Source organism: Ruegeria arenilitoris, from assembly GCF_013032445.1.
Lineage (GTDB): Bacteria > Pseudomonadota > Alphaproteobacteria > Rhodobacterales > Rhodobacteraceae > Ruegeria > Ruegeria arenilitoris_F.
Genome location: NZ_WQCA01000002.1, coordinates 88453 through 108563, shown reverse-complemented (window position 1 = coordinate 108563; position 20111 = coordinate 88453). Strand labels below are relative to the sequence as shown.

General features: G+C 59.9%; 21 protein-coding genes. 10 read left to right on the top strand and 11 right to left on the bottom strand.

What is annotated here, in order from left to right:
- Positions 1-210: 210 nt before the first annotated feature.
- A complete protein-coding gene (locus GOW98_RS02900) occupies positions 211-837 on the top strand; it encodes a cytochrome P460 family protein (RefSeq protein ID WP_170329566.1) in 627 nt (208 codons plus the stop codon).
- Between the two features lie 3 nt (positions 838-840).
- On the opposite strand, the gene GOW98_RS02895 is transcribed toward GOW98_RS02900, so the two are convergent.
- The 3 genes from GOW98_RS02895 to GOW98_RS02885 form a co-directional block, all read right to left on the bottom strand.
- Entirely contained in the window at positions 841-2499 is a 1659-nt protein-coding gene (locus GOW98_RS02895) for a U32 family peptidase (RefSeq protein WP_170329565.1), read from the bottom strand.
- Positions 2500-2562: 63 nt separating this feature from the next.
- Entirely contained in the window at positions 2563-2901 is a 339-nt protein-coding gene (locus GOW98_RS02890; protein WP_170329564.1) for a hypothetical protein, read from the bottom strand.
- Complete coding sequence (locus GOW98_RS02885; protein WP_170329563.1) at positions 2898-3815, bottom strand: DnaJ C-terminal domain-containing protein; 918 nt, start codon at positions 3813-3815, stop codon at positions 2898-2900. Before GOW98_RS02885 ends, GOW98_RS02890 begins: the two co-directional genes overlap by 4 nt.
- A gap of 147 nt (positions 3816-3962) precedes the next feature.
- Between GOW98_RS02885 and GOW98_RS02880 the strand changes: the two genes are divergently transcribed.
- Complete coding sequence (locus GOW98_RS02880) at positions 3963-4346, top strand: hypothetical protein (protein ID WP_170329562.1); 384 nt, start codon at positions 3963-3965, stop codon at positions 4344-4346.
- Here the strand turns inward: GOW98_RS02880 and GOW98_RS02875 are convergent, their stop codons facing one another.
- Positions 4347-5441, bottom strand: a complete 1095-nt coding sequence (locus GOW98_RS02875; protein ID WP_170329561.1) for a cystathionine gamma-lyase — start codon at positions 5439-5441, stop codon at positions 4347-4349.
- Positions 5442-5444: 3 nt separating this feature from the next.
- The gene (locus tag GOW98_RS02870; protein WP_170329560.1) at positions 5445-6287 is read right to left on the bottom strand and encodes a TIGR00730 family Rossman fold protein; all 843 of its coding nucleotides are present in this window, start codon (positions 6285-6287) and stop codon (positions 5445-5447) included.
- A 79-nt stretch (positions 6288-6366) separates the two neighbouring features.
- Between GOW98_RS02870 and GOW98_RS02865 the strand changes: the two genes are divergently transcribed.
- Both GOW98_RS02865 and dapD read left to right on the top strand, forming a co-directional pair.
- Positions 6367-7284, top strand: coding sequence for a threonine/serine dehydratase (locus GOW98_RS02865; protein WP_170329559.1), 918 nt, complete (start codon positions 6367-6369; stop codon positions 7282-7284).
- A 108-nt stretch (positions 7285-7392) separates the two neighbouring features.
- A complete protein-coding gene (gene dapD / locus GOW98_RS02860; RefSeq protein ID WP_170329558.1) occupies positions 7393-8220 on the top strand; it encodes a 2,3,4,5-tetrahydropyridine-2,6-dicarboxylate N-succinyltransferase in 828 nt (275 codons plus the stop codon).
- 52 nt (positions 8221-8272) lie between these two features.
- Here the strand turns inward: dapD and GOW98_RS02855 are convergent, their stop codons facing one another.
- On the bottom strand, positions 8273-8608 hold the full coding sequence (locus GOW98_RS02855; protein WP_170329557.1) for a cupin domain-containing protein: 336 nt from the start codon (positions 8606-8608) through the stop codon (positions 8273-8275).
- Positions 8609-8714: 106 nt separating this feature from the next.
- Between GOW98_RS02855 and GOW98_RS02850 the strand changes: the two genes are divergently transcribed.
- The gene (locus GOW98_RS02850; RefSeq protein WP_170328148.1) at positions 8715-9059 is read left to right on the top strand and encodes a hypothetical protein; all 345 of its coding nucleotides are present in this window, start codon (positions 8715-8717) and stop codon (positions 9057-9059) included.
- Here the strand turns inward: GOW98_RS02850 and GOW98_RS02845 are convergent.
- On the bottom strand, positions 9056-10114 hold the full coding sequence (locus GOW98_RS02845) for a transporter substrate-binding domain-containing protein (RefSeq protein ID WP_170329556.1): 1059 nt from the start codon (positions 10112-10114) through the stop codon (positions 9056-9058). The genes GOW98_RS02850 and GOW98_RS02845 overlap by 4 nt on opposite strands.
- 199 nt (positions 10115-10313) lie before the next feature.
- Here GOW98_RS02845 and dapE point away from each other — a divergent pair, with 199 nt between their 5' ends.
- From dapE to rnr, 3 genes are read left to right on the top strand one after another with little or no spacing between them, the layout of a single operon-like run.
- Positions 10314-11453, top strand: coding sequence for a succinyl-diaminopimelate desuccinylase (gene dapE / locus GOW98_RS02840; RefSeq protein WP_170329554.1), 1140 nt, complete (start codon positions 10314-10316; stop codon positions 11451-11453).
- Positions 11454-11456: 3 nt separating this feature from the next.
- Positions 11457-12032: a TIGR04282 family arsenosugar biosynthesis glycosyltransferase gene (locus GOW98_RS02835; protein WP_170329553.1), complete on the top strand. Its 576-nt coding sequence runs from the start codon at positions 11457-11459 to the stop codon at positions 12030-12032.
- Positions 12033-12079: 47 nt separating this feature from the next.
- On the top strand, positions 12080-14338 hold the full coding sequence (rnr, locus tag GOW98_RS02830; RefSeq protein ID WP_170329552.1) for a ribonuclease R: 2259 nt from the start codon (positions 12080-12082) through the stop codon (positions 14336-14338).
- On the opposite strand, the gene GOW98_RS02825 is transcribed toward rnr, so the two are convergent.
- The gene (locus tag GOW98_RS02825; RefSeq protein ID WP_170329551.1) at positions 14329-14715 is read right to left on the bottom strand and encodes a DUF1801 domain-containing protein; all 387 of its coding nucleotides are present in this window, start codon (positions 14713-14715) and stop codon (positions 14329-14331) included. The genes rnr and GOW98_RS02825 overlap by 10 nt on opposite strands.
- 111 nt (positions 14716-14826) lie before the next feature.
- Here GOW98_RS02825 and GOW98_RS02820 point away from each other — a divergent pair, with 111 nt between their 5' ends.
- Complete coding sequence (locus GOW98_RS02820) at positions 14827-16125, top strand: lytic murein transglycosylase (RefSeq protein ID WP_170329549.1); 1299 nt, start codon at positions 14827-14829, stop codon at positions 16123-16125.
- A gap of 50 nt (positions 16126-16175) precedes the next feature.
- On the opposite strand, the gene GOW98_RS02815 is transcribed toward GOW98_RS02820, so the two are convergent.
- The 3 genes from GOW98_RS02815 to GOW98_RS02805 form a co-directional block, all read right to left on the bottom strand.
- Positions 16176-16652, bottom strand: coding sequence for a hypothetical protein (locus GOW98_RS02815; protein ID WP_170329548.1), 477 nt, complete (start codon positions 16650-16652; stop codon positions 16176-16178).
- Positions 16653-16666: 14 nt separating this feature from the next.
- The gene (locus tag GOW98_RS02810; protein WP_170329547.1) at positions 16667-18064 is read right to left on the bottom strand and encodes an aspartate aminotransferase family protein; all 1398 of its coding nucleotides are present in this window, start codon (positions 18062-18064) and stop codon (positions 16667-16669) included.
- 75 nt (positions 18065-18139) lie between these two features.
- Positions 18140-18823 carry a GntR family transcriptional regulator gene (locus GOW98_RS02805; protein WP_170329545.1) on the bottom strand — a complete coding sequence of 228 codons (684 nt, stop codon included), beginning with the start codon at positions 18821-18823 and terminating at the stop codon, positions 18140-18142.
- A 140-nt stretch (positions 18824-18963) separates the two neighbouring features.
- On the opposite strand from GOW98_RS02805, the gene GOW98_RS02800 reads away from it, so the two are divergent.
- A complete protein-coding gene (locus GOW98_RS02800; protein ID WP_170329544.1) occupies positions 18964-20049 on the top strand; it encodes a polyamine ABC transporter substrate-binding protein in 1086 nt (361 codons plus the stop codon).
- The last annotated feature ends 62 nt before the right edge of the window (positions 20050-20111 follow it).

Below are 20111 nucleotides of genomic sequence, written 5' to 3'. Positions count from 1 at the left end.
GCGACAATAATTTAATGTTCGCCCTGCTGTTTTTTGCATGCACAATTTGATATATTTAAATCGTCAAGGCGGGATGGGCGCATTTCACTCTTGCGCACAAAGCGGTGAAAACCGCTCTCCGGTCGTGGCGAGATTGTTCAGGGCCGCTATCTTTTTTTAAGCATAAATGCGGCGTTCAGGCGAACCTTATAGACTGGGTAGGCCATTATTATGTTGTTACAGATTTCACGAGTGGTCTCGATACCCCTTGCGGCATTGGTGTTTTCAGGTGTGTCCGCTGACTATGCCGCTGCGCAATCCCCCGGTGAGGATGCGCATATAGCCATCGAAAATCCGGCGGATTTGACCAAAGAAGAAGCGCTGCAGATATACAAGTCGTTGCAGCGACGCATGGCGCGAGGGTATCGCGCCGCGCAACTGGATCAGTTGCTGAATTACCAAAGCTGGCCGCTGTTCAATGATGCACCCTATATCTCGGCCACCCATGGTCAGCGTTTCGTGAACAGCTATGCCAATCGCATGGCGCATAACTACGGAACCCTGCAGGAGGGTGAAAAGCTGCCCAAGGGCTCGGTGCTGGCCAAGGACAGCGTAACCGTCACGGACGAGGGCAACATCCATCCCGGCGCCCTGTTTGTGATGGAGAAATTGGCCGAGGGCGCCAGCCCCGACACGGCTGATTGGCGCTATATCATGGTACTGCCGGACGGGTCTTTGTTCGGTGACACTATGGGTTTTCGTGCCTCAGCGGTCGGCTATTGCCATGACTGCCACGAAGCGGTCGCTGACCGGGACTACACCTTCTTTGTTCCCGAAGACTACATCGCCGGGAACTGACAGTCAGACGGCCTCGCTGGGCAGTTTCAGCTCTGTGGCTTCGCGGCGGCTGAGTTGCTCGCCCTGTTTGCGTTTCGACAATACTTCGCGGGCCAGTGCGTATTTCTCGTCCTGCCAGAAGATCAGACAGCCATTGCAGCCTTTGCCGCAGCAGCCCTCGGTGCCGATCCGATTGGTCTTGAACCGGCGTTCATTGCCGTCCTCACCGATTTTTTCCACTAGCTCATCGCGGCGGCGGGCATAGGCGTTGGGGTTGTCGCGGCCCGAGGTTTCCAGCCCCTGCACCAGCTTGTCAAAGCGGATGCGGCTCCAGTGTTCGTCGGTCAGGGCGCGTTCCTTGCGCAGGACGGAATAGACCGGGAAGCGGGCACGCAGATCGTCGATGTCTTCGTGATCGAACAGGGTGAAGGGCAAGCGGATGACGGTTTTTGTACTGCCATGCACCACGTCCAGCCGCGCGCCGTCATGGGCGCGCTCAAAATCATAGACCCGCAGCAGCACCGTATCGCGTGAGATCGGTGAGACGAAATCCAGCACGTCGCCTGGTTCCAGCTTGTTCTTCACCTCGACCAGAAACGCATCTTCGGTCACTTCGGTGACGATCCCGGCATATTCCCATTGGGCGATGGATGCCGTGTGCTCGTAATCGTGGGAATAGTTGGTCAGGCGCCCTTCATGGAAAGCCAGCGTATAGCCGCGGTTCCCGACGGTTTCGAGTTCGCGCATATAGGGCTTGGGATCCCAGTTCTCGGGGTCCGCGTGATAGTCATCAATGGCCATGCGATAGGCGCGGGCGACGATGGCGGCATAGTATTCCGATTTGCCGCGTCCTTCGACCTTGAGGCTATCGACGCCGATTTTCAGGTATTCATCCAATTTCGGCATGATGCACAGATCGCGGGAATTCAGAATGTACGAGCCGCGATCATCCTCTTCGATGGGCATCAGATCACCGGGGCGGCAACCTTCTTCCAGCAGGAACTCGAACAGGTCGGCGTTTTCCTCGGTGATGCGGAGTTCCTGATGCGTGCCGTCTTTTAGGCGCAGTTTCAGGCCATAGTTCCAGCGGCAGGAATTGGCACAGTTACCCTGGTTCGCCCCGCGCTCGGCCATGAAGTTCGACAGCAGGCAGCGGCCCGAGTAGGTCATGCACATGGCACCGTGCACGAACGCCTCAAGTTTGATGTCAGGGCATTTCTCGCGGATTTCGACCAGTTCTGGGTAGGAAACCTCGCGGGCCAGAACCACCAGTTCGGCCCCCTGATCCTGCCAGAACTTCACTGAAAGCCAGGAACAGATATTGGCCTGGGTCGAGATATGCAGCGGCAGTTCCGGTGCCCGTTCGCGGACATATTGAAACACACCGGGATCGGCGATGATCAGCCCGTCGGGCTTCACCTTGCGCACCGTGTCGATATATTCGTCCAGCTTCGGGATGTCCTTGTTGTGCGAGAACAGGTTCAGCGTCAGATAAGCGCGCCGCCCGTGTTGGTGGCAGAATTCGACGCCTTCGATCACCTCTTCCAGCGAAAACTCGGATTTCGTGCGCAACGACATGTCGGGCGTACCCAGATACACCGCGTCCGCCCCATACAGGATGGCGAGTTTCAGCTTGCGCAGATTGCCTGCAGGCATCAGCAATTCGGATCTAGACTGGGTCATGGACATACCGGGCTTTGGATCAAGGGGGCCTTTTACGGCAAAGAGCCCGAGTCCAAAAGCCCGTTATCTGCGACGGAACCGCGCTGTGCCGATGACCTCGATCAGTTGTTTGCGGACGGGGTCGGGCTGCGCCTCGACCGCGTTCAGCACCTCGCGCAGTTCGGCGCGCAACCCATGCATCTGGTCGATCAGCGAGATCATCATCGACAGCGCATCCGGCTCCATCTCGTATTGCTCATGCAGCTCACAGGCCAGTTCCAGACGGGCGACATCGAGGCTGTGATAGACCAGACCCTCATCCGTTTGTTCGGGGATCACAATCTCGGCGGCCAGATACTCGGTCAGCCGGGCCGAGGTCAGGCGGGTGACGGTTGCGATCAGTTGCTCTTCGGTCAGGCTCATGACGGCATTCCTTTGCGCGGATCATAGCTGTGAGTTTCGCGCCATGTCTCCATAAACTGCTTGAGGTCATCGTCGATCTGGTCGGGCATCGTGATGGTTAGCTCGATCAATTGATCACCACGGTCAGATGAGCCACGTTTCTTGACTCCCTTGCCGCGCAGACGCAGGGTCTTGCCGCTGCTGGTGCCCGCCGGGACGCGGACATTAACGCCGCCGTCGATGGTGGGGGCGGGCACCTTGCCGCCCAGAACGGCCTCATCAATTGTGATCGGCAGGGTGATGTGGATATCGTCACCCTGACGATCAAAAACCGGGTGTTTCGCAACCGAGACCGTGACCAGCGCGTCGCCCGGAGGCCCCTCGCCAAAGCCCGGATCGCCCTTGCCGCGCAGGCGGATGGTCTGGCCGTCGGTAATGCCTGCCGGGATTTTCACCTCAATCCGGTCGCCATCGGGCAGGGTCAGTTTCTGGCTGGCGCCAAACACCGCATCCAGAAAGCTGATCTGCAGGCTGTAGGCGCGATTATGTCCCGGCGCGTGGAACTCTTGCGTGCGCTGGCCATATCCACCGCGACCTCGCATGAACTCAGCGAAAATATCCGACATGTCGTCCGGATCTGCCTGACGCCCGCGATAAGGGTTTCCGGCAGCCTCGGCATAGTCGCGATAGTATTGCTGTTGGGGGCGTTCCTGACCCGAGGCGTCAATTTCGCCCCGGTCGTACTGCCCCCGCTTTTCCGGGTCTTTCAGCAGATCATAGGCGGCAGCTGCGGCCTTGAACTTGGCTTCGGCCTCAGCGTCACCGGGTTTCAGATCAGGGTGGCATTCCTTGGCGATGCGCCGATAGGCCTTTTTGATCTCGGCATCGCTGGCGTCTTGAGTGACGCCAAGGGCGGAATAGGGATTGTCGCTCATCTCACCTCTCGCGGGTCGGGCGGAACAGGATGGTTTTATCATGCGTTTTCAAGGGGCCAAAAGGAAGTGGCTTTTGAAACCGCTCGCAAATTCCCGCAGGTCTGTTAACATATGCATGTTTCGCATTGTTTTTTGACGGAGATCCCCATGACGCGCAGACTCAAGTCCATTCTGGCCCTGCTGGCCGGGAATGCCATCGGGTTGTTGATTGCTGCGATTCTGCTACCGGAATTTGCGATCCGGCCGATCTCGTTCATCGTGGTGGTGATCGTCTTCACGCTGGTTCAGTGGATCGCCGAGCCGCTCATCCTGAAGCTGGGGGAAAAGAAAGCGCCTGCTCTGAAAGGTGGGATCGCTTTGATCGTGACTTTTGTGGGTTTGCTTGTGACCGATCTGGTGACCAACGGGCTGACGATTGGAGGGATTTCCAACCTTCTGGCCGCAACATTGCTGGTCTGGCTAGGGGCGCTGATCGGCAGCATTGTGTTGCCGATCTATGTATTCACGGAACTGCGCGAGCCCAAGAAGTAATCACAGCGCGTTCAGACTGGCCTCGATCGCTTGCCACAGTTCCTCTAGCGGCTCACAGCCCACTGACAGGCGGATGAAAGCGGGGTCAACATCGTCGCCCCACCGCGCGCGGCGCTCGGCAGAACTGTGGACACCGCCGAAGGATGTGGCGGGACGCAGCATCGGGCAGGTGTTGATGAAGGTCTCGGCCTTGTCTTCCGACTCCAGCGTGATCGACAAGAGGAAGCCGAACCGCGTGGTTTGGGCTTTGGCCAATGTATGCGAAGGATCGCCGGACAAGCCAGGATAGCGGATGTGTTTCACGGCTGGATGTTCTGCCAGACGCTCGGACAGAACCTGCGCAGTAGAGCACATCCGGTCAAACCGCACGTCCAGCGTTTCCAACCCGCGATGCAGCAGCCAGGCCTCATGCGGGCCCGGGATCGCGCCTGAAACGCGCCGCCATTCCTCAACCCGCTCCATGATCTGCGTGTTACAGCTGGCCACATGACCCATCAGCAAGTCGGAATGTCCGCCCATGGCTTTGGTGTCAGATGCCACCACAACGTCGATGCCCACATCCAGCGGGCGCTGGCCCAACGGCGTCAGGGTAGTGTTGTCGGCAATCGTGATGCCACCCGCCGCGCGCACGGCCAAAGCGATGGCGGGCAAGTCGATCATATCCAGCCCGGGGTTCGATGGGCTTTCGACAAAGACCACATCGAAGCCGTCGAACCCGCCTTCGGTGAAGGTGGTTGTGGGGCGTTCGGTGACTGAAACTCCTAGCCCGGATAGAAACCTCTCGGCCAACACCCGCGTAACGTAATAGCCGTCCGATGGGATCAGCAGGCGCGATCCGGCTTTCACGGTGGCGAACAAGGCCGCCGAGATCGCGCCCATGCCCGACGGAAAACTCAGGCAGGGCGCGCCTTCCAGATGGGCCAGAACATGTTCCAGATGCTGCCATGTCGCGTTGTCGACCCGGCCATAGGTGGGCAGGCCATCGGGCGCACCGGGCAAATGATACATGCTGCTTTGGGTCAGCGGCAACGCTACAGGATCCCCCGCGTTCAGCGCATTGCCGCGCAGATGCAGCATCTCTCCGATCTTTGGCATCCCTCAGCGCCCCGGGATTTCGTCGCGCGGTGGGGCGGGTTCCCAGTTCTCGATGATATCGACCGCCTCTTGCGCGGTATCGACAAAGCGGAACAGGTCGAGGTCTTCGTCCGAGATGGTGCCAGCATCAGCCAGCGCTTCCCAATTGATGACCTTTTCCCAGAACTCGCGGCCGAACAGCAGGAAGGGCACGCGCTCCATCCGGCCGGTCTGGATCAGGGTGAGGGATTCGAACAGCTCATCCATGGTGCCGAAGCCGCCCGGAAAGATGGTGATGGCACGGGCGCGCATCAGGAAGTGCATCTTGCGGATCGCGAAGTAGTGGAAGTTAAAGCTGAGGTCGGGGGTTACAAATTCGTTCGGTGCCTGCTCATGCGGCAGCACGATGTTCAGGCCGATCGAGCAGCCGCCTGCATCCTGCGCGCCGCGGTTCCCGGCCTCCATCACACCAGGGCCACCGCCTGTGACGATCACGTTTTCGCGGCAGCCGGTTTCGTTCGATTTCTCGGTCATCAGTCGGGCGAACTCACGGGCCTCGTCATAGTACTCCGATAGGTTGGCCAGCGTCTGGGTCCGTGCCGTGTGTTTCTGAGATGGCTCGGGAATGCGCGCGCCGCCGAACATGACGATGGTCGAGGTGATCTCGCGCTCGGTCATGATCATCTCGGGTTTCAGCAATTCCAGCTGCAGGCGCACCGGGCGCAGCTCATCCCGACACAGGAAATCGTCGTCGGCAAAGGCAAGGCGATAGGCGGGTGAGCGGGTCTGCGGCGTGTCCGGCACCTCGCTCGCGGTCGAGCGGTCGGTTTGCGCGTCGCGGAAGGGGCTCAGGCGGTCTTCTCTCATGGGTGATCTATCCCTGCTTGCGTGTTCGTAAAACAGCTATAGGGTTCGCGGCCAGAGCGCCAGTCACGGAAGAACAACAATGAATTGGAAGAGTGAAATTTCAGCAGCCGCCAACCGGATCAACGGATATGTGCAGGTGACGCCGGTGATGGAGAGCCGGGCCTTGGGGCTGGGTTACCCGGTCGAGATGAAGCTGGAGCATCTGCAGCATACCGGCAGTTTCAAGGCGCGCGGGGCGTTCAACACGCTGCTGAGCTCGGATGTGCCCGACGCGGGCGTCGTGGCAGCGTCCGGCGGCAATCATGGCGCGGCGGCGGCCTATGCGGCGCGGTCGCTGGGCTATCCGGCGAAGATCTTCGTGCCGGAGATTGCCGGGCCGTCCAAGATTGCCCTGATCGAGCAGACCGGCGCTGATCTGAGCGTGGTGCCCGGCGAATACGCCAACGCGTTGATGGGTGCGCAGGAGCACGAAGAGGCGACAGGTGCTATGCAGATCCATGCCTATGACGCGCCCGCCACCGTGGCAGGGCAGGGCACCTGCTTTGCCGAATGGGAGGCGCAGGGTCTTCAGGCCGATACCGTTCTGATCGCCGTCGGCGGCGGCGGGTTGATCGCCGGTGCACTGGGCTGGTTTCAGGGCGCACGCAAGATCGTGGCGGTCGAACCCGAAACCTCCTGCGCGCTGAATGCGGCCTTGCAGGCGGGTGAGCCGGTGGACGTCACCGTCTCTGGCATCGCCGCCAATGCATTGGGCGCGCGGCGGATTGGCTCGATCTGTTTCGGGCTGGCACAGGGGATGACGTCTGTTCTGGTCAGCGATGAGGCCATTGCCGAGGCCCAGCAACTCCTGTGGCAAGCGCATCGGATTCTGGTGGAACCAGCGGGCGCAACGGCGCTGGCGGCGCTGCTGTCCGGGGCTTACCAGCCGGAACCGGGTGAGCGAGTGGCGGTGCTGATCTGCGGCGGCAATATCTCTCCGAACCCACTGGGCGCTTAAAACCGCAGCAAACAGCCGCAAAGCGCGCGTTCAGCGTCGCATTGCGGCCAGTCCTTCGCTTGCGTATAGGCAACACCAACGTGAACAGATTCTGCAGGGAGCCCTCACATGTCCAACGCGCAACTGGAAGCCGCCATCGAAGCCGCCTGGGAGGCGCGAGACACCATCACGCCCGCCACCACCGGCGAGACCCGTGAAGCGATCGAAGATACGCTGAACGCGCTGGACAGCGGCTCGCTGCGTGTGGCCGAAAAGCTGGAAAGCGGTGACTGGCACGTGAACCAGTGGGCCAAGAAAGCGGTTCTGCTGGGCTTCCGCATCAAGGATATGGAAATCCAGACCGGTGGCCCTCAGGCTGGTGGCTGGTGGGACAAGGTGGACAGCAAGTTCGCCGGTTGGGGTGAGAACCAGTGGCAAGCCGCAGGCTTCCGCGCCGTTCCGAACTGTGTGGTTCGTAAATCGGCCTACATCGCACCGGGCGTGGTGCTGATGCCGTCCTTCGTGAACCTGGGCGCCTATGTCGACGAAGGTACCATGGTCGATACATGGGCCACTGTTGGGTCCTGCGCACAGATCGGCAAGAACGTGCACTTGTCTGGCGGTGTCGGTATCGGCGGCGTCCTGGAGCCGATGCAGGCAGGTCCGACCATCATCGAGGACAATTGCTTTATCGGTGCCCGTTCCGAGGTGGTCGAGGGCTGCATTGTCCGCGAAGGCTCGGTTTTGGGCATGGGCGTATTCATCGGCAAGTCGACCAAGATCGTCGACCGCGAAACCGGAGAGGTCATGTATGGTGAAGTACCGCCCTACTCGGTGGTCGTTGCCGGCTCGATGCCGTCCAAGAACAATGTCAGCCTGTACTGCGCCGTGATCGTGAAGCGGGTGGACGAGAAGACCCGCTCGAAAACCGGGATCAACGAGTTGCTGCGCGACTGATCGGTCCGCTGATCAAAACAAGGGCCGCAGCACGATGCTGCGGCCTTTTTTGTTAACCTTTAACCGGATAGCGGTCGGGTTCCTCGAACACGTCGATCACTCGCGTTCCGGCCTTGATCTTGCCGCCATGTTCGACGCCGGAGGGGATCGAGTAGCTGTCGCCGGGGCGATAGGTTTTTGTCTCATTCCCGATGGTCAGTTCCACGGTACCCTCGATCACTGTACCCCATTGCGCCTTGTGCGAATGCGCGGGCAGTTCGAAATCCTTCAGGAAGGTGAAGAACGCCACCAGCCCCGCATCCGACCGGATCACCGCTGATTGCACCACGTCCTCGGGGAAGGGCACGTCGAGGCTGGGGAAGTCGGTGATGAAATCTGGGTACGCCATCGAAAGATCCTTTGCGGTTTATGTCCAGGCACTATGACCGCGCAGGCGGCGTCCTGCAATTGCCGACCGCTTGACCGTGGGCTGGCACGCGGCTATGGCCCCCCACATGGAAAAGCAAAAGAAACCCTCTCGTCAGCAGGTCTATACTCTGCTTGTGCAGATCGGCCGCAAGGATGGCGACGGCCTGCCCGAAGGCGCGACCGGGGCAGCGCTGATGTGTTTCGCCAGCGGTGTTGATGAGGCCGAAGCCGTGCGCGAAACCGTAGCCATTCTGAAACAGGCCGACACCGCGCCGCTGGATGTCACCGGCTATGGCACTCTGGCCGAGCGCGAAGCGCAGGGCCACGACATTGATCCAGACGAACGGGCGCTGATGCAACGGGCTTTGGACGAAAACGCGGTCATCGTTGCGCAGATGACGCCGTTCTTTGGCGATGAGGAACAGGCTTAATTCCGCACCCCGAACCACTTGCGGTAAATCTCGTCATAGGTGCCGTCTTCGCGCATCGACAACAGCGCCTGATTGACGTCCTCAACCAGAGGTGAGCCGGTCGGGAAGGCGATCCCATAGCTTTCGCGTAGGAAAACTCCACCGGTCATGGACGCGATCCGGCGCCCTTCGTGCGCCGCATAATAAGACAGGATCGGGGCGTCGAAGACCACGGCATCCAGGTTTTTGTCCTTGAAGGCGGTCAGCATCTCTTCAAGACCGGAATACCCAGTGAACTCGATCTCACGTCGGTTCAGGAAACTGGCGGCCGTTGAATTTGAAATCGTGCCGACCTGCTTGCCATACAGATCGTTGACTGAATTTACGCTGCCGCTGATCGCATCGACCGTCATGACCGATGTGATGCGTGCCGTGAACACCGACACGATGAACAGGGACGAGACCACCAGAACCACACCCAAAAGGCGACCGAACGGGGTGCGCGGCATACGCTCTTCGAACCCGCCATTTACCACCAGGTTCAGCGCCCACCAGAAGGACGGGAACCATGCCTCGTTCAGCTTGCGGTCGAAATAGGGCTGCGAGCGGCGCTCGAACGTCCACATCAACATGCCGCCGCCCAGCAAGAGGGCAAAGGCCAGACCGATGGCGATGAACAATTCGCGCGACAGCAACGCGTGCAGCAGTGACGGTTGGCGCGCGGCTTCGGACGGGACCATGATTTGCAACCCGGCCTCGAAAATCGGCTGGCTGAAATCCATCTGCGTCTCGCGCGCGGCGGTGATCGAAATGTTGGCGATGGCCATATCGGCAGACCCGTCCTGCACAGCGCCCAGCATGTCGTTGAAGGTCCCGACTCTATTGACCGAATACTCCCAGTTCAGCGACTCGGCCAGCGCCTCGAGCAGGTCCATGGAAAATCCGGTCTGTGCCCCGTCTTCGACATAGGAAAACGGAGGGCGGGTCACCGTGGTGACATCCAGCGTCTGGGCCCGACTTTGCTGTGCAAGGATGGCAAAGGTCAGGCAGACCAATGCGAAAAGCGCGCGTATCATCTTCAAATCACCTGTTTCGCGGGGCTCTAACGCAGATTTGAACGGTGCAGCAAGGCGGTCGCGGGGTAAAGACCCGTGTTTTGTTTGGGGGGCAGGGTGGATTGCGCGGAAAAAAGGCATCAGATTTGCGTGGGCAGGGGTTGGCAATTGCCTCAATTCGTTGAATCTGTGCGCGCAAACGAACCAAAGGGGCCTCGCCATGACAGATCCGGTAGAATTGACAGCGGCCCTGACCCGTTGCCCATCGGTCACACCCGAGGAAGGCGGTGCCTTGGTTTTATTGGAGCAACTGCTGTCCGATGCAGGCTTTGACTGCACCCGCGTGGACCGCGGCGGCATCAGCAATCTGTTTGCGCGTTGGGGCGAAAAGGGCCACGTGCGCAGCTTTGGGTTCAACGGTCACACCGATGTCGTTCCGGTTGGGGATGAGGCCGCTTGGACCATGCCGCCCTTTGGCGCCGAAATCCGCGATGGCGTGATGTACGGGCGCGGCACAACCGACATGAAATCCGGCGTGGCGGCCTTTGCGGCAGCGGCGGTGGATTTTGTGCGCGACACGCCGCCTGATGGTGCCGTGATCCTCACCATCACTGGCGATGAAGAGGCCGATGCGCTGGACGGCACTACGGCGTTGCTGGATTATATGGCCGAGGCGGATGAAAAGATGTCGGTCTGTCTGGTGGGTGAACCGACCTGCCCGAACACCATGGGTGAGATGATGAAGATCGGCCGCCGGGGCTCAATGACCGCATGGTTCACCGTGACGGGTGTGCAGGGACACTCGGCTTATCCGCACCGGGCGAAGAACCCTCTGCCCGCGATGGCGCGGCTGATGGATCGGCTGGCCAGTCACGAGTTGGATCGGGGCACTGATCATTTCGACGCCTCGACACTGGCGGTTGTAAATATCGACACGGGCAACGAAGCGACCAACGTGATCCCGGCGCAATGCAGCGGGGCGGTAAATATACGCTTCAATGATCTGCATTCCGGCGCAAGCCTCAGCGAATGGCTGCGGACCGAGGCGCAAAACGTGGCCGAAACCTTTGGGGTCGAGGTTGGGGTCAAGATCAAGATTTCGGGTGAAAGCTTCCTGACCCCGCCCGGCCCGCTGTCAGAATTGGTGGCGCAGGCGATCGAGGCGGAAACCGGTGTGCGGCCCGAGATGTCCACAACGGGCGGCACCTCGGACGCGCGGTTCGTCAAGAACCACTGTCCGGTGGTCGAGTTCGGCCTGGTGGGCCGCACAATGCACCAGGTGGATGAATGTGTTGAGGTGGCGCAGATCGAACAGCTCAAGGCGATCTATACGCGCATCCTGCGGGATTACTTTGCCTGAGTGATGCAGCGCACTCTGGTCATCATGGTGAAAGAGCCACGCCCGGGCCGGGTGAAAACGCGGCTGGGCCGAGATATCGGCATGGTCGGCGCGGCGTGGTGGTTCAGGCATCAGACCCGGTCTCTGATCCGGCGTTTGCGGGACCCGCGCTGGCAAATCGTGCTGGCGGTTTCACCAGACCGAGACGGGCTGACCAGCCGCATCTGGCCCGCTGAGCTACCGCGCGCGGCGCAAGGGCGGGGGGATCTGGGCGACCGGATGGGGCGAATGCTGCGCGGCATGCCCAAAGGGCCTGTTTGTCTGATCGGTGCAGATATTCCCGGCATCACGCGAGGACATATTGCTCAGGCGTTCAAGGCTTTGGGGCCGAAACAGATGGTGTTTGGACCTGCACCGGATGGAGGCTACTGGCTGGTCGGCGGGCAAAGATACAGCGCACTGCCATTGGGCCTGTTCCGCGATGTGCGTTGGTCGACCGAACACGCCCTAGCGGACACGTTGGCCTCTGTTCCCGGCACGCGTGTGGGCCTGCTGGATCAGTTGCGCGATGTCGACACTGTCGCCGATCTGAAACCCTGATCCTTTTTAGTCATGACGCCGTCGCACCGCCGTGCTAGGCCGGAATTATGACTCGCATCCCCACCAAGCAGGAGGTCCTCGACTGGATCTCGGCGAACCCCACCCTGACCTCGAAACGCGATATCGCCAAGGCCTTTGGCATCAAGGGCGCGGACCGGATTGATCTGAAGCGCATCCTCAAAGAGCTTGAGGCTGAAGGCCATCTGGAAAAGCGCAAACGCAGCTATGGCGACCCGGATCGTCTGCCGCCGGTCAGCGTGTTGCAGGTAAAGGCACCAAATGACGACGGCGATCTGTTTGCGCGCCCGCTGGAATGGCATGGCGAAGGGGTTGAGCCTATCGTGCTGATCATTGCCCGTGCCAGCGATCCCGCGCTGGGCGAGGGCGACCGCATTCTTGCTCGTCTGACAGTCGTGCATGAAGAGGACCACAACTACGAGGCCCGCCTGATCCGCCGCATCGGGACCAATCCGCGTAAAATCGTCGGCATTTTCCGAAAAGGGGCCGAAGGCGGGCGGATCGTGCCCATCGACAAGACCGGTCAGACCGAGTGGCTGGTCCATGACGGCGCGGTTCTGGGGGCGAAAGACGGTGAATTGGTCGAGGCTGAACAGGCCGGGCCGAAGAACCGCATGGGCCTGCCTCGCGCACGAATCGTGGAACGCTTGGGCGACCCGTCCGCGCCCAAGGCTGTCTCGCTGATCGCGATCCATCAGCACGGTATTCCCGACGATTTCCCCGTCAAGGTGATTGCCGAGGCCGACAAGGCCAAACCGGTTGGCCTGAGCGGGCGCGAAGACCTGCGGGACATGCCGCTGCTGACCATCGACCCCTCGGACGCGCGCGATCATGACGACGCCTGCTATGCCCATGCCGATGACGATCCCAAGAACCCCGGCGGCCATGTGATATGGGTCGCTATTGCTGACGTCGCCGCGTATGTGAAACCGGGCACTGCGCTGGATCGTGAGGCGCGCAAGCGCGGCAACTCCAGCTATTTCCCCGACCGTGTGGTGCCGATGTTGCCGGATCGTTTGTCGGGTGACCTGTGCTCGCTGCACGAAGGCGTTCCGCGCGCCTGCATCGCCGTGCGGATGCAAATTGACGATGACGGCAACAAGATCGGCCACCGTTTTGTGCGCGGCCTGATGCGGTCTGCCGCATCTCTGCATTATGCCGAGGTGCAGGAGGCTATCGACGGAAATCCGAACGACCGCACCGGGCCATTATTGGAGCCGGTGTTGAAACCGCTCTACGCCGCTTATGCCGCGCTGAAAAAGGCGCGAGCTGTACGGCAGCCGCTGGAACTGGACCTGCCCGAGCGCAAGATCGTTCTCAGCGAAAAGGGCGAGGTGGAAAGCGTGGCCTTTCGCGAACGTCTGGACGCGCACAAGCTGATCGAAGAATTCATGATCCTCGCCAACGTGGCCGCCGCCGAGACGCTGATCGCCAAACGCCGCCCGCTGCTATTTCGCGTGCACGAAGAACCTGCGCCCGAGAAACTGGAAAGCCTGCGGGAAACGGCGCAGGCGGCGGGGCTGAACCTTGCCAAAGGGCAGGTGTTGCAAACCCGGCATCTGAACGCGCTGCTGAACGCCGCCGCCGGGACCGAAGACGCCGAATTGATAAACCTCACCACCCTGCGGTCGATGGCTCAGGCCTATTACAACCCCGAGAATTTCGGCCATTTCGGGCTGGCGCTGCGGAACTATGCGCATTTCACCTCGCCCATCCGCCGCTATGCCGATCTGATCGTGCACCGGGCGCTGATCTCGGCCCATGGCTGGGGCAAGGACGGTCTGAACGAGGATGAAATCGCCCGATTGGACGAAACGGCCACCCATATCTCGGACACCGAGCGCCGCTCGATGATGGCAGAACGGGATACGACCGACCGCTATTTGGCTGCCTATCTCAGCGAGCGGGTCGGCAATGAATTCTCGGGCCGCATCAGCGGCATCGCTCGGTTTGGGGCCTTTGTGAAGATGGATGAAACCGGCGCGGATGGGCTGGTACCCGTGCGGTCACTGGGGCGCGAGTTCTTCCACTTCGACCGCGAAGCCGGGACGTTGATGGGCTCGGACACCGGCCTGATCATCGCCATCGGCCAGCGCGTCACCGTGCGTCTGACCCAAGCCACGCCTGTCACTGGTGGGCTGGAGCTTGAACTGTTGTCCATCGACGATCAGGCTCTGCCCCGCGGACGCGCGCCGAAAGGACGGCCAACACGGCGCAAGGCGGTCAGCACCAAGCGCAAGAAGGACAAGATCAAACGCAAGGTCGAACGCAAACGCCGTCAGAGGTGATAGGTCAGCGCCCGGGCAATCAGCCAGCCGTGGCGCGTGGGATCAATCTGCGCAGGGTCGTCAAACAGAACGGCCCTGTTTCCGTCGATCCGATCCTCACCCGGAAAGGCCGAGGTGAAATCGCCCATTAACCGGCTTTGGCAATGCACGAACAATGCAAAAGACGCGGCCTTATGCGTGCCAAGCCGGATCGTCGATCCCTTCGGGGCCAGATAGGCAGGCTGCCCCCAACGTAACGCCTCTTGCAGAGGTTGCGCACGGGGCAGGGACGCGGCGGTGTCAAAGATCAACGCGCGCAGGATCCGGGCACCGGTACGGGCGTTTTTTGGCAAGGCATCATAGGCCGCGGCCACTTTGGGGTCGTCAAATGGTGTCATCTCAGCAGCTTACCCGGTTTCGCAGTGCGCGTCAGAAGTTTCAGTTTGAGCACTTTGTGAATTCCGCATTTTGCGCTATTCTGACCCCGAGCAGTAATCAGGAATTTCGGAATGCGTAAATGCACAAGTGGCGTCATTGCCGCTGCATTATGGGCATCCATTGTGCAGGCGGAATCCCTCAATACAACGGATGGGGTGACGTCCATCCAACTGGCCTCGGCCAATCTGACCGTGTCGTTACGACCGGTCTTGCGGCCCTCAGCGATGGAGTATCGGGTGTCGACCGAAGGTAACGCGCGGTTTCAGGCGTGGCTGGGGGCGTTTCGGGACAGGGCGCTTGAACAAGGCATCTCGGCCGCCACGCTGGATCGATCTCTTGCCGGGCTGACCTATGACAAGAAGATCATTGAACGCGACCGCAATCAGGCTGAGTTCTCGAAACCGATCTGGGAGTATTTGGATTCTGCCGTTTCGGACACGCGGGTTTCGAACGGTCGCGCCGGGTTAGAGCATCACCACGCGACCCTGACCCGGATCGAGGCGCAATATGGCGTCGAAAAAGAGGTCGTCACCGCGATCTGGGGCCTTGAGACCGCATTTGGCACGTTTCGGGGCAGCGATCACACCATCCGATCGCTGGCAACGCTGGCCTTTGACGCGCGGCGGGCACAGTTCTTTGAATCCCAGCTGATCGCCGCGTTGCAGATCATTCAGGCGGGGGATGTCAGCCCCGATCATATGATCGGCAGCTGGGCGGGGGCTATGGGACACACGCAGTTCATGCCGACCTCGTATCTGGATCACGCGGTGGATTTCGACGGCGACGGACGGCGGGATATTTGGTCGGATGACCCGACGGATGCGCTGGCTTCGGCCGCCGCCTATATGGCGCGGCACGGCTGGACCAAGGGGCAACCCTGGGGGGTCGAGGTACGCCTGCCCGAGGGGTTCGACTATGCCGCCGCCAATCGGGACTACACGCTGCTGCCGTCGGATTGGGCCGCGCGCGGTGTGGTCGGGCGCGATGGCAAACCGGTCCCGGACCACGGGCAAGCCGCCATCCTTTTGCCTGCCGGAGGGCAGGGCGTGGCGCTGATGATCTTCGACAATTTCCGCGTGATTGAGACCTATAACGGCGCCGACGCCTATGTGATCGGCATAGGCCACCTGTCTGACCGACTGGCCGGGCGCACCCCGTTTCAGGCCGGCTGGCCGCGCGGCGACCGGGTGCTGAGTTTCACCGAGAAAAAGGAACTGCAATCCCGCCTGACCGAGGCCGGATTTGACACTCAGGGCGTTGATGGACGCACCGGGCCGAACACGACCAATGCGGTACGGGCCTATCAAATCGCACAGGGTCTGTTGCCGGATGGGTATGCGAGTCTCAGGCTGTTGGAGCGGTTGCGGTGATCAGCTTGGCTTACTCACAGCCTTTACCGGAGTTCCATGGCCCGCGCTTGTCATCGCAGTACAGTGTAATGTGCGCGTAAATACCCAGTGGGAGACAAAAAATCCGGTCGTGGTGGCCCCTTGAGGACCGGAACGAGTATGAAAAATACGCCGTCCTCTTCGCGGACATGCGCCGGAAGACGCCCCGTTGGCTCCGCATAGTGGGCCTGCATCAGATTGGCGACTTCTTTTTCTGGGGGCGGCGCGTCCAGCTCGTTCAATAGCCTGATCTGAAGACTGATCCATTCAATCTCAGTATCGTCGTACAAGGTCGCGCTGCCGTCTGGGTAATACCCATTTTGTTGTGTGCAATCACGGCACAGGCTCATGCCGTCACGCCAGTGCAGTTGGAGCGGGTCAAAAAAGATGGCTTCTCGGCCGATATCTGAGGTCTCATAAGTGACCAGATTTACCGGCTCGAAGAAGCGATCTTCTGTTATGCACGCCGACACGAGGATCGCGCTTGCGAAAGGAAGTAGGGGCTTCACAGCCCAAATCGTGACTATGACGCTGCCTTCATCAGCCCCTGTGCGATAATCTCGGCCTGCGCCTCGTCCAGAGATTTATGGATCCGCACGAACATCTCGTCGATATCCGCAGGTGTCAGGACCAGCGGCGGTGAGATGATCATCCTGTCGCCCACATGGCGCATGATCAGATTGTTGGCAAAGCAGCGGTCGCGGCAGATATAACCGACTGTGCCGGGCTCGGATGCGAACTTGGCGCGGCTGGCCTTGTCCGGGGTCAGTGCGATCGAGGCCATCATGCCAACAATCTTGGCCTCACCCACCAGAGGGTGGTCGACCAGCGCCTCCCATTTCTGTTTCAGATAGGGTGCGGCGACGTCGCGGACGTGATCCACGATCTTTTCCTCTTCGAGGATGCGCAGGTTTTCCAGCGCAACAGCAGCAGAAACCGGGTGGCCGGAATAGGTGTAGCCGTGGTTGAATTCGGTGCCGCCGATGACTTCGGCGATCTCGTCATTTACGATCGAGCCACCAATGGGCGAGTAGCCCGAGCTGAGGCCCTTGGCGATGGTCATGATATGCGGCTTGATGCCAACGGTTTCAGATCCGAACCAGTTGCCGGTTCTGCCAAAACCACAGATCACCTCGTCCGCGATCAGCAGGATGTCGTATTTGTCGCAAATACGCTGAACTTCGGGCCAGTAGCTGTCTGGCGCGACGATCACTCCGCCCGCGCCCTGAACGGGTTCGGCGATGAAGGCCGCGACGCGGTCTTCGCCCAGTTCCAAGATGGCCTCTTCCAGTTCCCGTGCGCGGGCCAAGCCGAAGTCTTCCGACGTCATGTCGCCGCCTTCGGCCCACCAGTTCGGCTGGTTGATGTGGTGGATATTCGGGATCGGAATGCCGCCCTGCGCGTGCATCCCGGCCATGCCACCCAGCGAGGCAGAACCCACGGACGACCCGTGATAGGCGTTCTTGCGGCTGATGATGATGTTCTTGTCGGGCTGACCTTTCTCGGCCCAGTAGGTGCGCACCAGTCGGATGTTGGTGTCATTCGCTTCGGACCCGCCTGCGGCGAAGAAGACGTGGTTCAGATCGCCCGGCGCCAGTTCGGCCAGTTTCTTGGCCAGCGCAATGGCGGGCACATGAGTCGTCTTGAAGAACGTATTGTAATAGGGAAGCTCGCGCATCTGGCGGGCGGCGGCCTCGGCCAGCTCATCGCGGCCATAGCCGATATTGACACACCACAGACCAGCCATGGCGTCCAGAATCTCTTCTCCCTCGCTGTCGGTCAGGTAGACGCCCTTGGCGCGGGTGATGACGCGCGCGCCCTCTTTGCCAAGCGAGCCGTTGGCTGAAAACGGGTGCATGTGGTGGGCGGCATCCAGTGCCTGCAATTCAGCGGTGGGCATGTGATTGGTAATGGTGGACATCCGGAAATCTCCTGCAAGAGCGTTTGACGTTCACAATATGATCAAATTTTTTCCTGTCAATCGAATCGCATAAATCTAGTCATGAGACAGGGCGTCGGCCATCAGTTCCATTCCTTGCTCAATGTCCTGCGCGGTGGCCTTTGCCACCCCGTCGGCGTTCTGGGCACGCAAAGCGGCAAGGATATCCTTGTGCCGATCCGGCAGGCTCTGCGTGCCAAAGCGGCCACAAACCACCCGCAGAGACGGCCCGAACCTGAGCCACAACCGCTCGGCCAAGTCGCTGAGAATCGGTGCATTCGCGTGCGAATAGAGTGTCTCGTGAAAACTGTGGTTCAGGCGCAGATAACCGCTGACGTCACCATCGGCGATCGTGCGGTCTAGTTGCTGGTCGATGCGTTCAAGACGGTCGATATCAGTGCTATTCATATTCGTAGTTGCGCGTCTGGAAAGCTCTGTTTCTATTGATAATCTTGCAAAAATCATCTGCTCAACATCACTCGCCGACAGCAGTGGAACACTGACCCTGCGGTTGCCCTGAAACACCAGCGCGCCATCCGAGATAAGGCGCCGGATAGTCTCGCGCACCGGGGTCATTCCAACGCCCAGAGATTCGGTCAGACCCTGTATCGTGACCGGTTGCCCCGGCACCAATTCGCCGAACATGATCTGCGCTTTCAGGGTTTGGTACACCTGCTCATGCGCGGGTCGTTTTTCACCTTCGGCCTTCGTTCCCGGTGCCTTATTTTTGATCAAATCCAATTGGTTTGCCCTGTTTCTAACGATGCTGACTTGCCAGGTGCCTGACCTTTTGAAACCATACGCGGGATCGGGGGAAAACGCAAAACTTGATCAAATCTAAAAAAACGGGAAAATACCCGTACACTTGCAGGGAGAAAAAAATGTCAATCAAAACGCTGACGATGACAGCGGTCATCGCATTGGGGACTTCGGCGGCCTTCGCCGAAGAAGTGCGTGTCTACAACTGGTCCGACTATATCGACGAAGACCTTCTGAAGAAATTCGAGGAAGAAACCGGCCTGACGCTGATCTACGACGTGTTCGACAGCAACGAGGTTCTGGAAACCAAAATGCTGGCCGGCGGGTCGGGTTATGATGTGGTGGTGCCGACTGCGGATTTTCTGCAGCGGCAGATTCAGGCGGGTGCCTTCCAGAAACTGGATAAATCCAAACTTCCGAACATCGGGAACATGTGGGATGTGATCCAGGAACGCACAGATCAATATGATCCGGGCAACGAATATGCGATCAACTACATGTGGGGTACTACCGGCATCGGCCTGAATGTCGACAAAGTAAAAGAAGTGCTGGGTGAAGACGCTCCGCTGAACAGCATGGACCTGGTGTTGGAACCCGAGAACATGGAGAAGCTGGCGGAGTGCGGCATATATTTCCTCGACGCACCGACCGAAATCGTCCCGATGGTGTTGAAATACCTTGGGGAAGATCCGAATAGCCAGGATCCTGATATCATCGCCAAGGTCGAAGAACCTCTCATGGCTGTTCGCCCGTATATAAAGAAGTTCCATAGCTCGGAGTATATCAACGCGCTGGCCAATGGAGACATCTGCGTTGCGGTCGGCTGGTCCGGTGATGTGTTGCAGGCGCGTGATCGCGCAGCCGAAGCCGATAATGGCGTCGAGATCGCCTACAACGCCTTTGCTGAAGGTTCGCTGATGTGGTTTGACATGATGGCAATCCCGACGGATGCGCCGAATGTGGACGGCGCGCACAAATTCCTGAATTTCATAATGGATCCGCAGAATATGGCGGATGCGTCAAACTACGTGTATTTTGCCAATGGCAACAAGGCGTCGCAAGCCTTGCTGGCAGAAGACGTGATCGGCGATCCAGCGATTTACCCGGACGAGGAAACGGTTAAAAACCTCTACACGTTCTCACCTTACCCGTCGAAAACGCAGCGGGTCGTGACCCGACTGTGGACCAAGATCAAGTCGGGCACCTGATCCGATTTTGCGCAGGGCGGCCAGAACCGCCCTGCGCCTTTTTCCAGATTGTCGAACGGGGG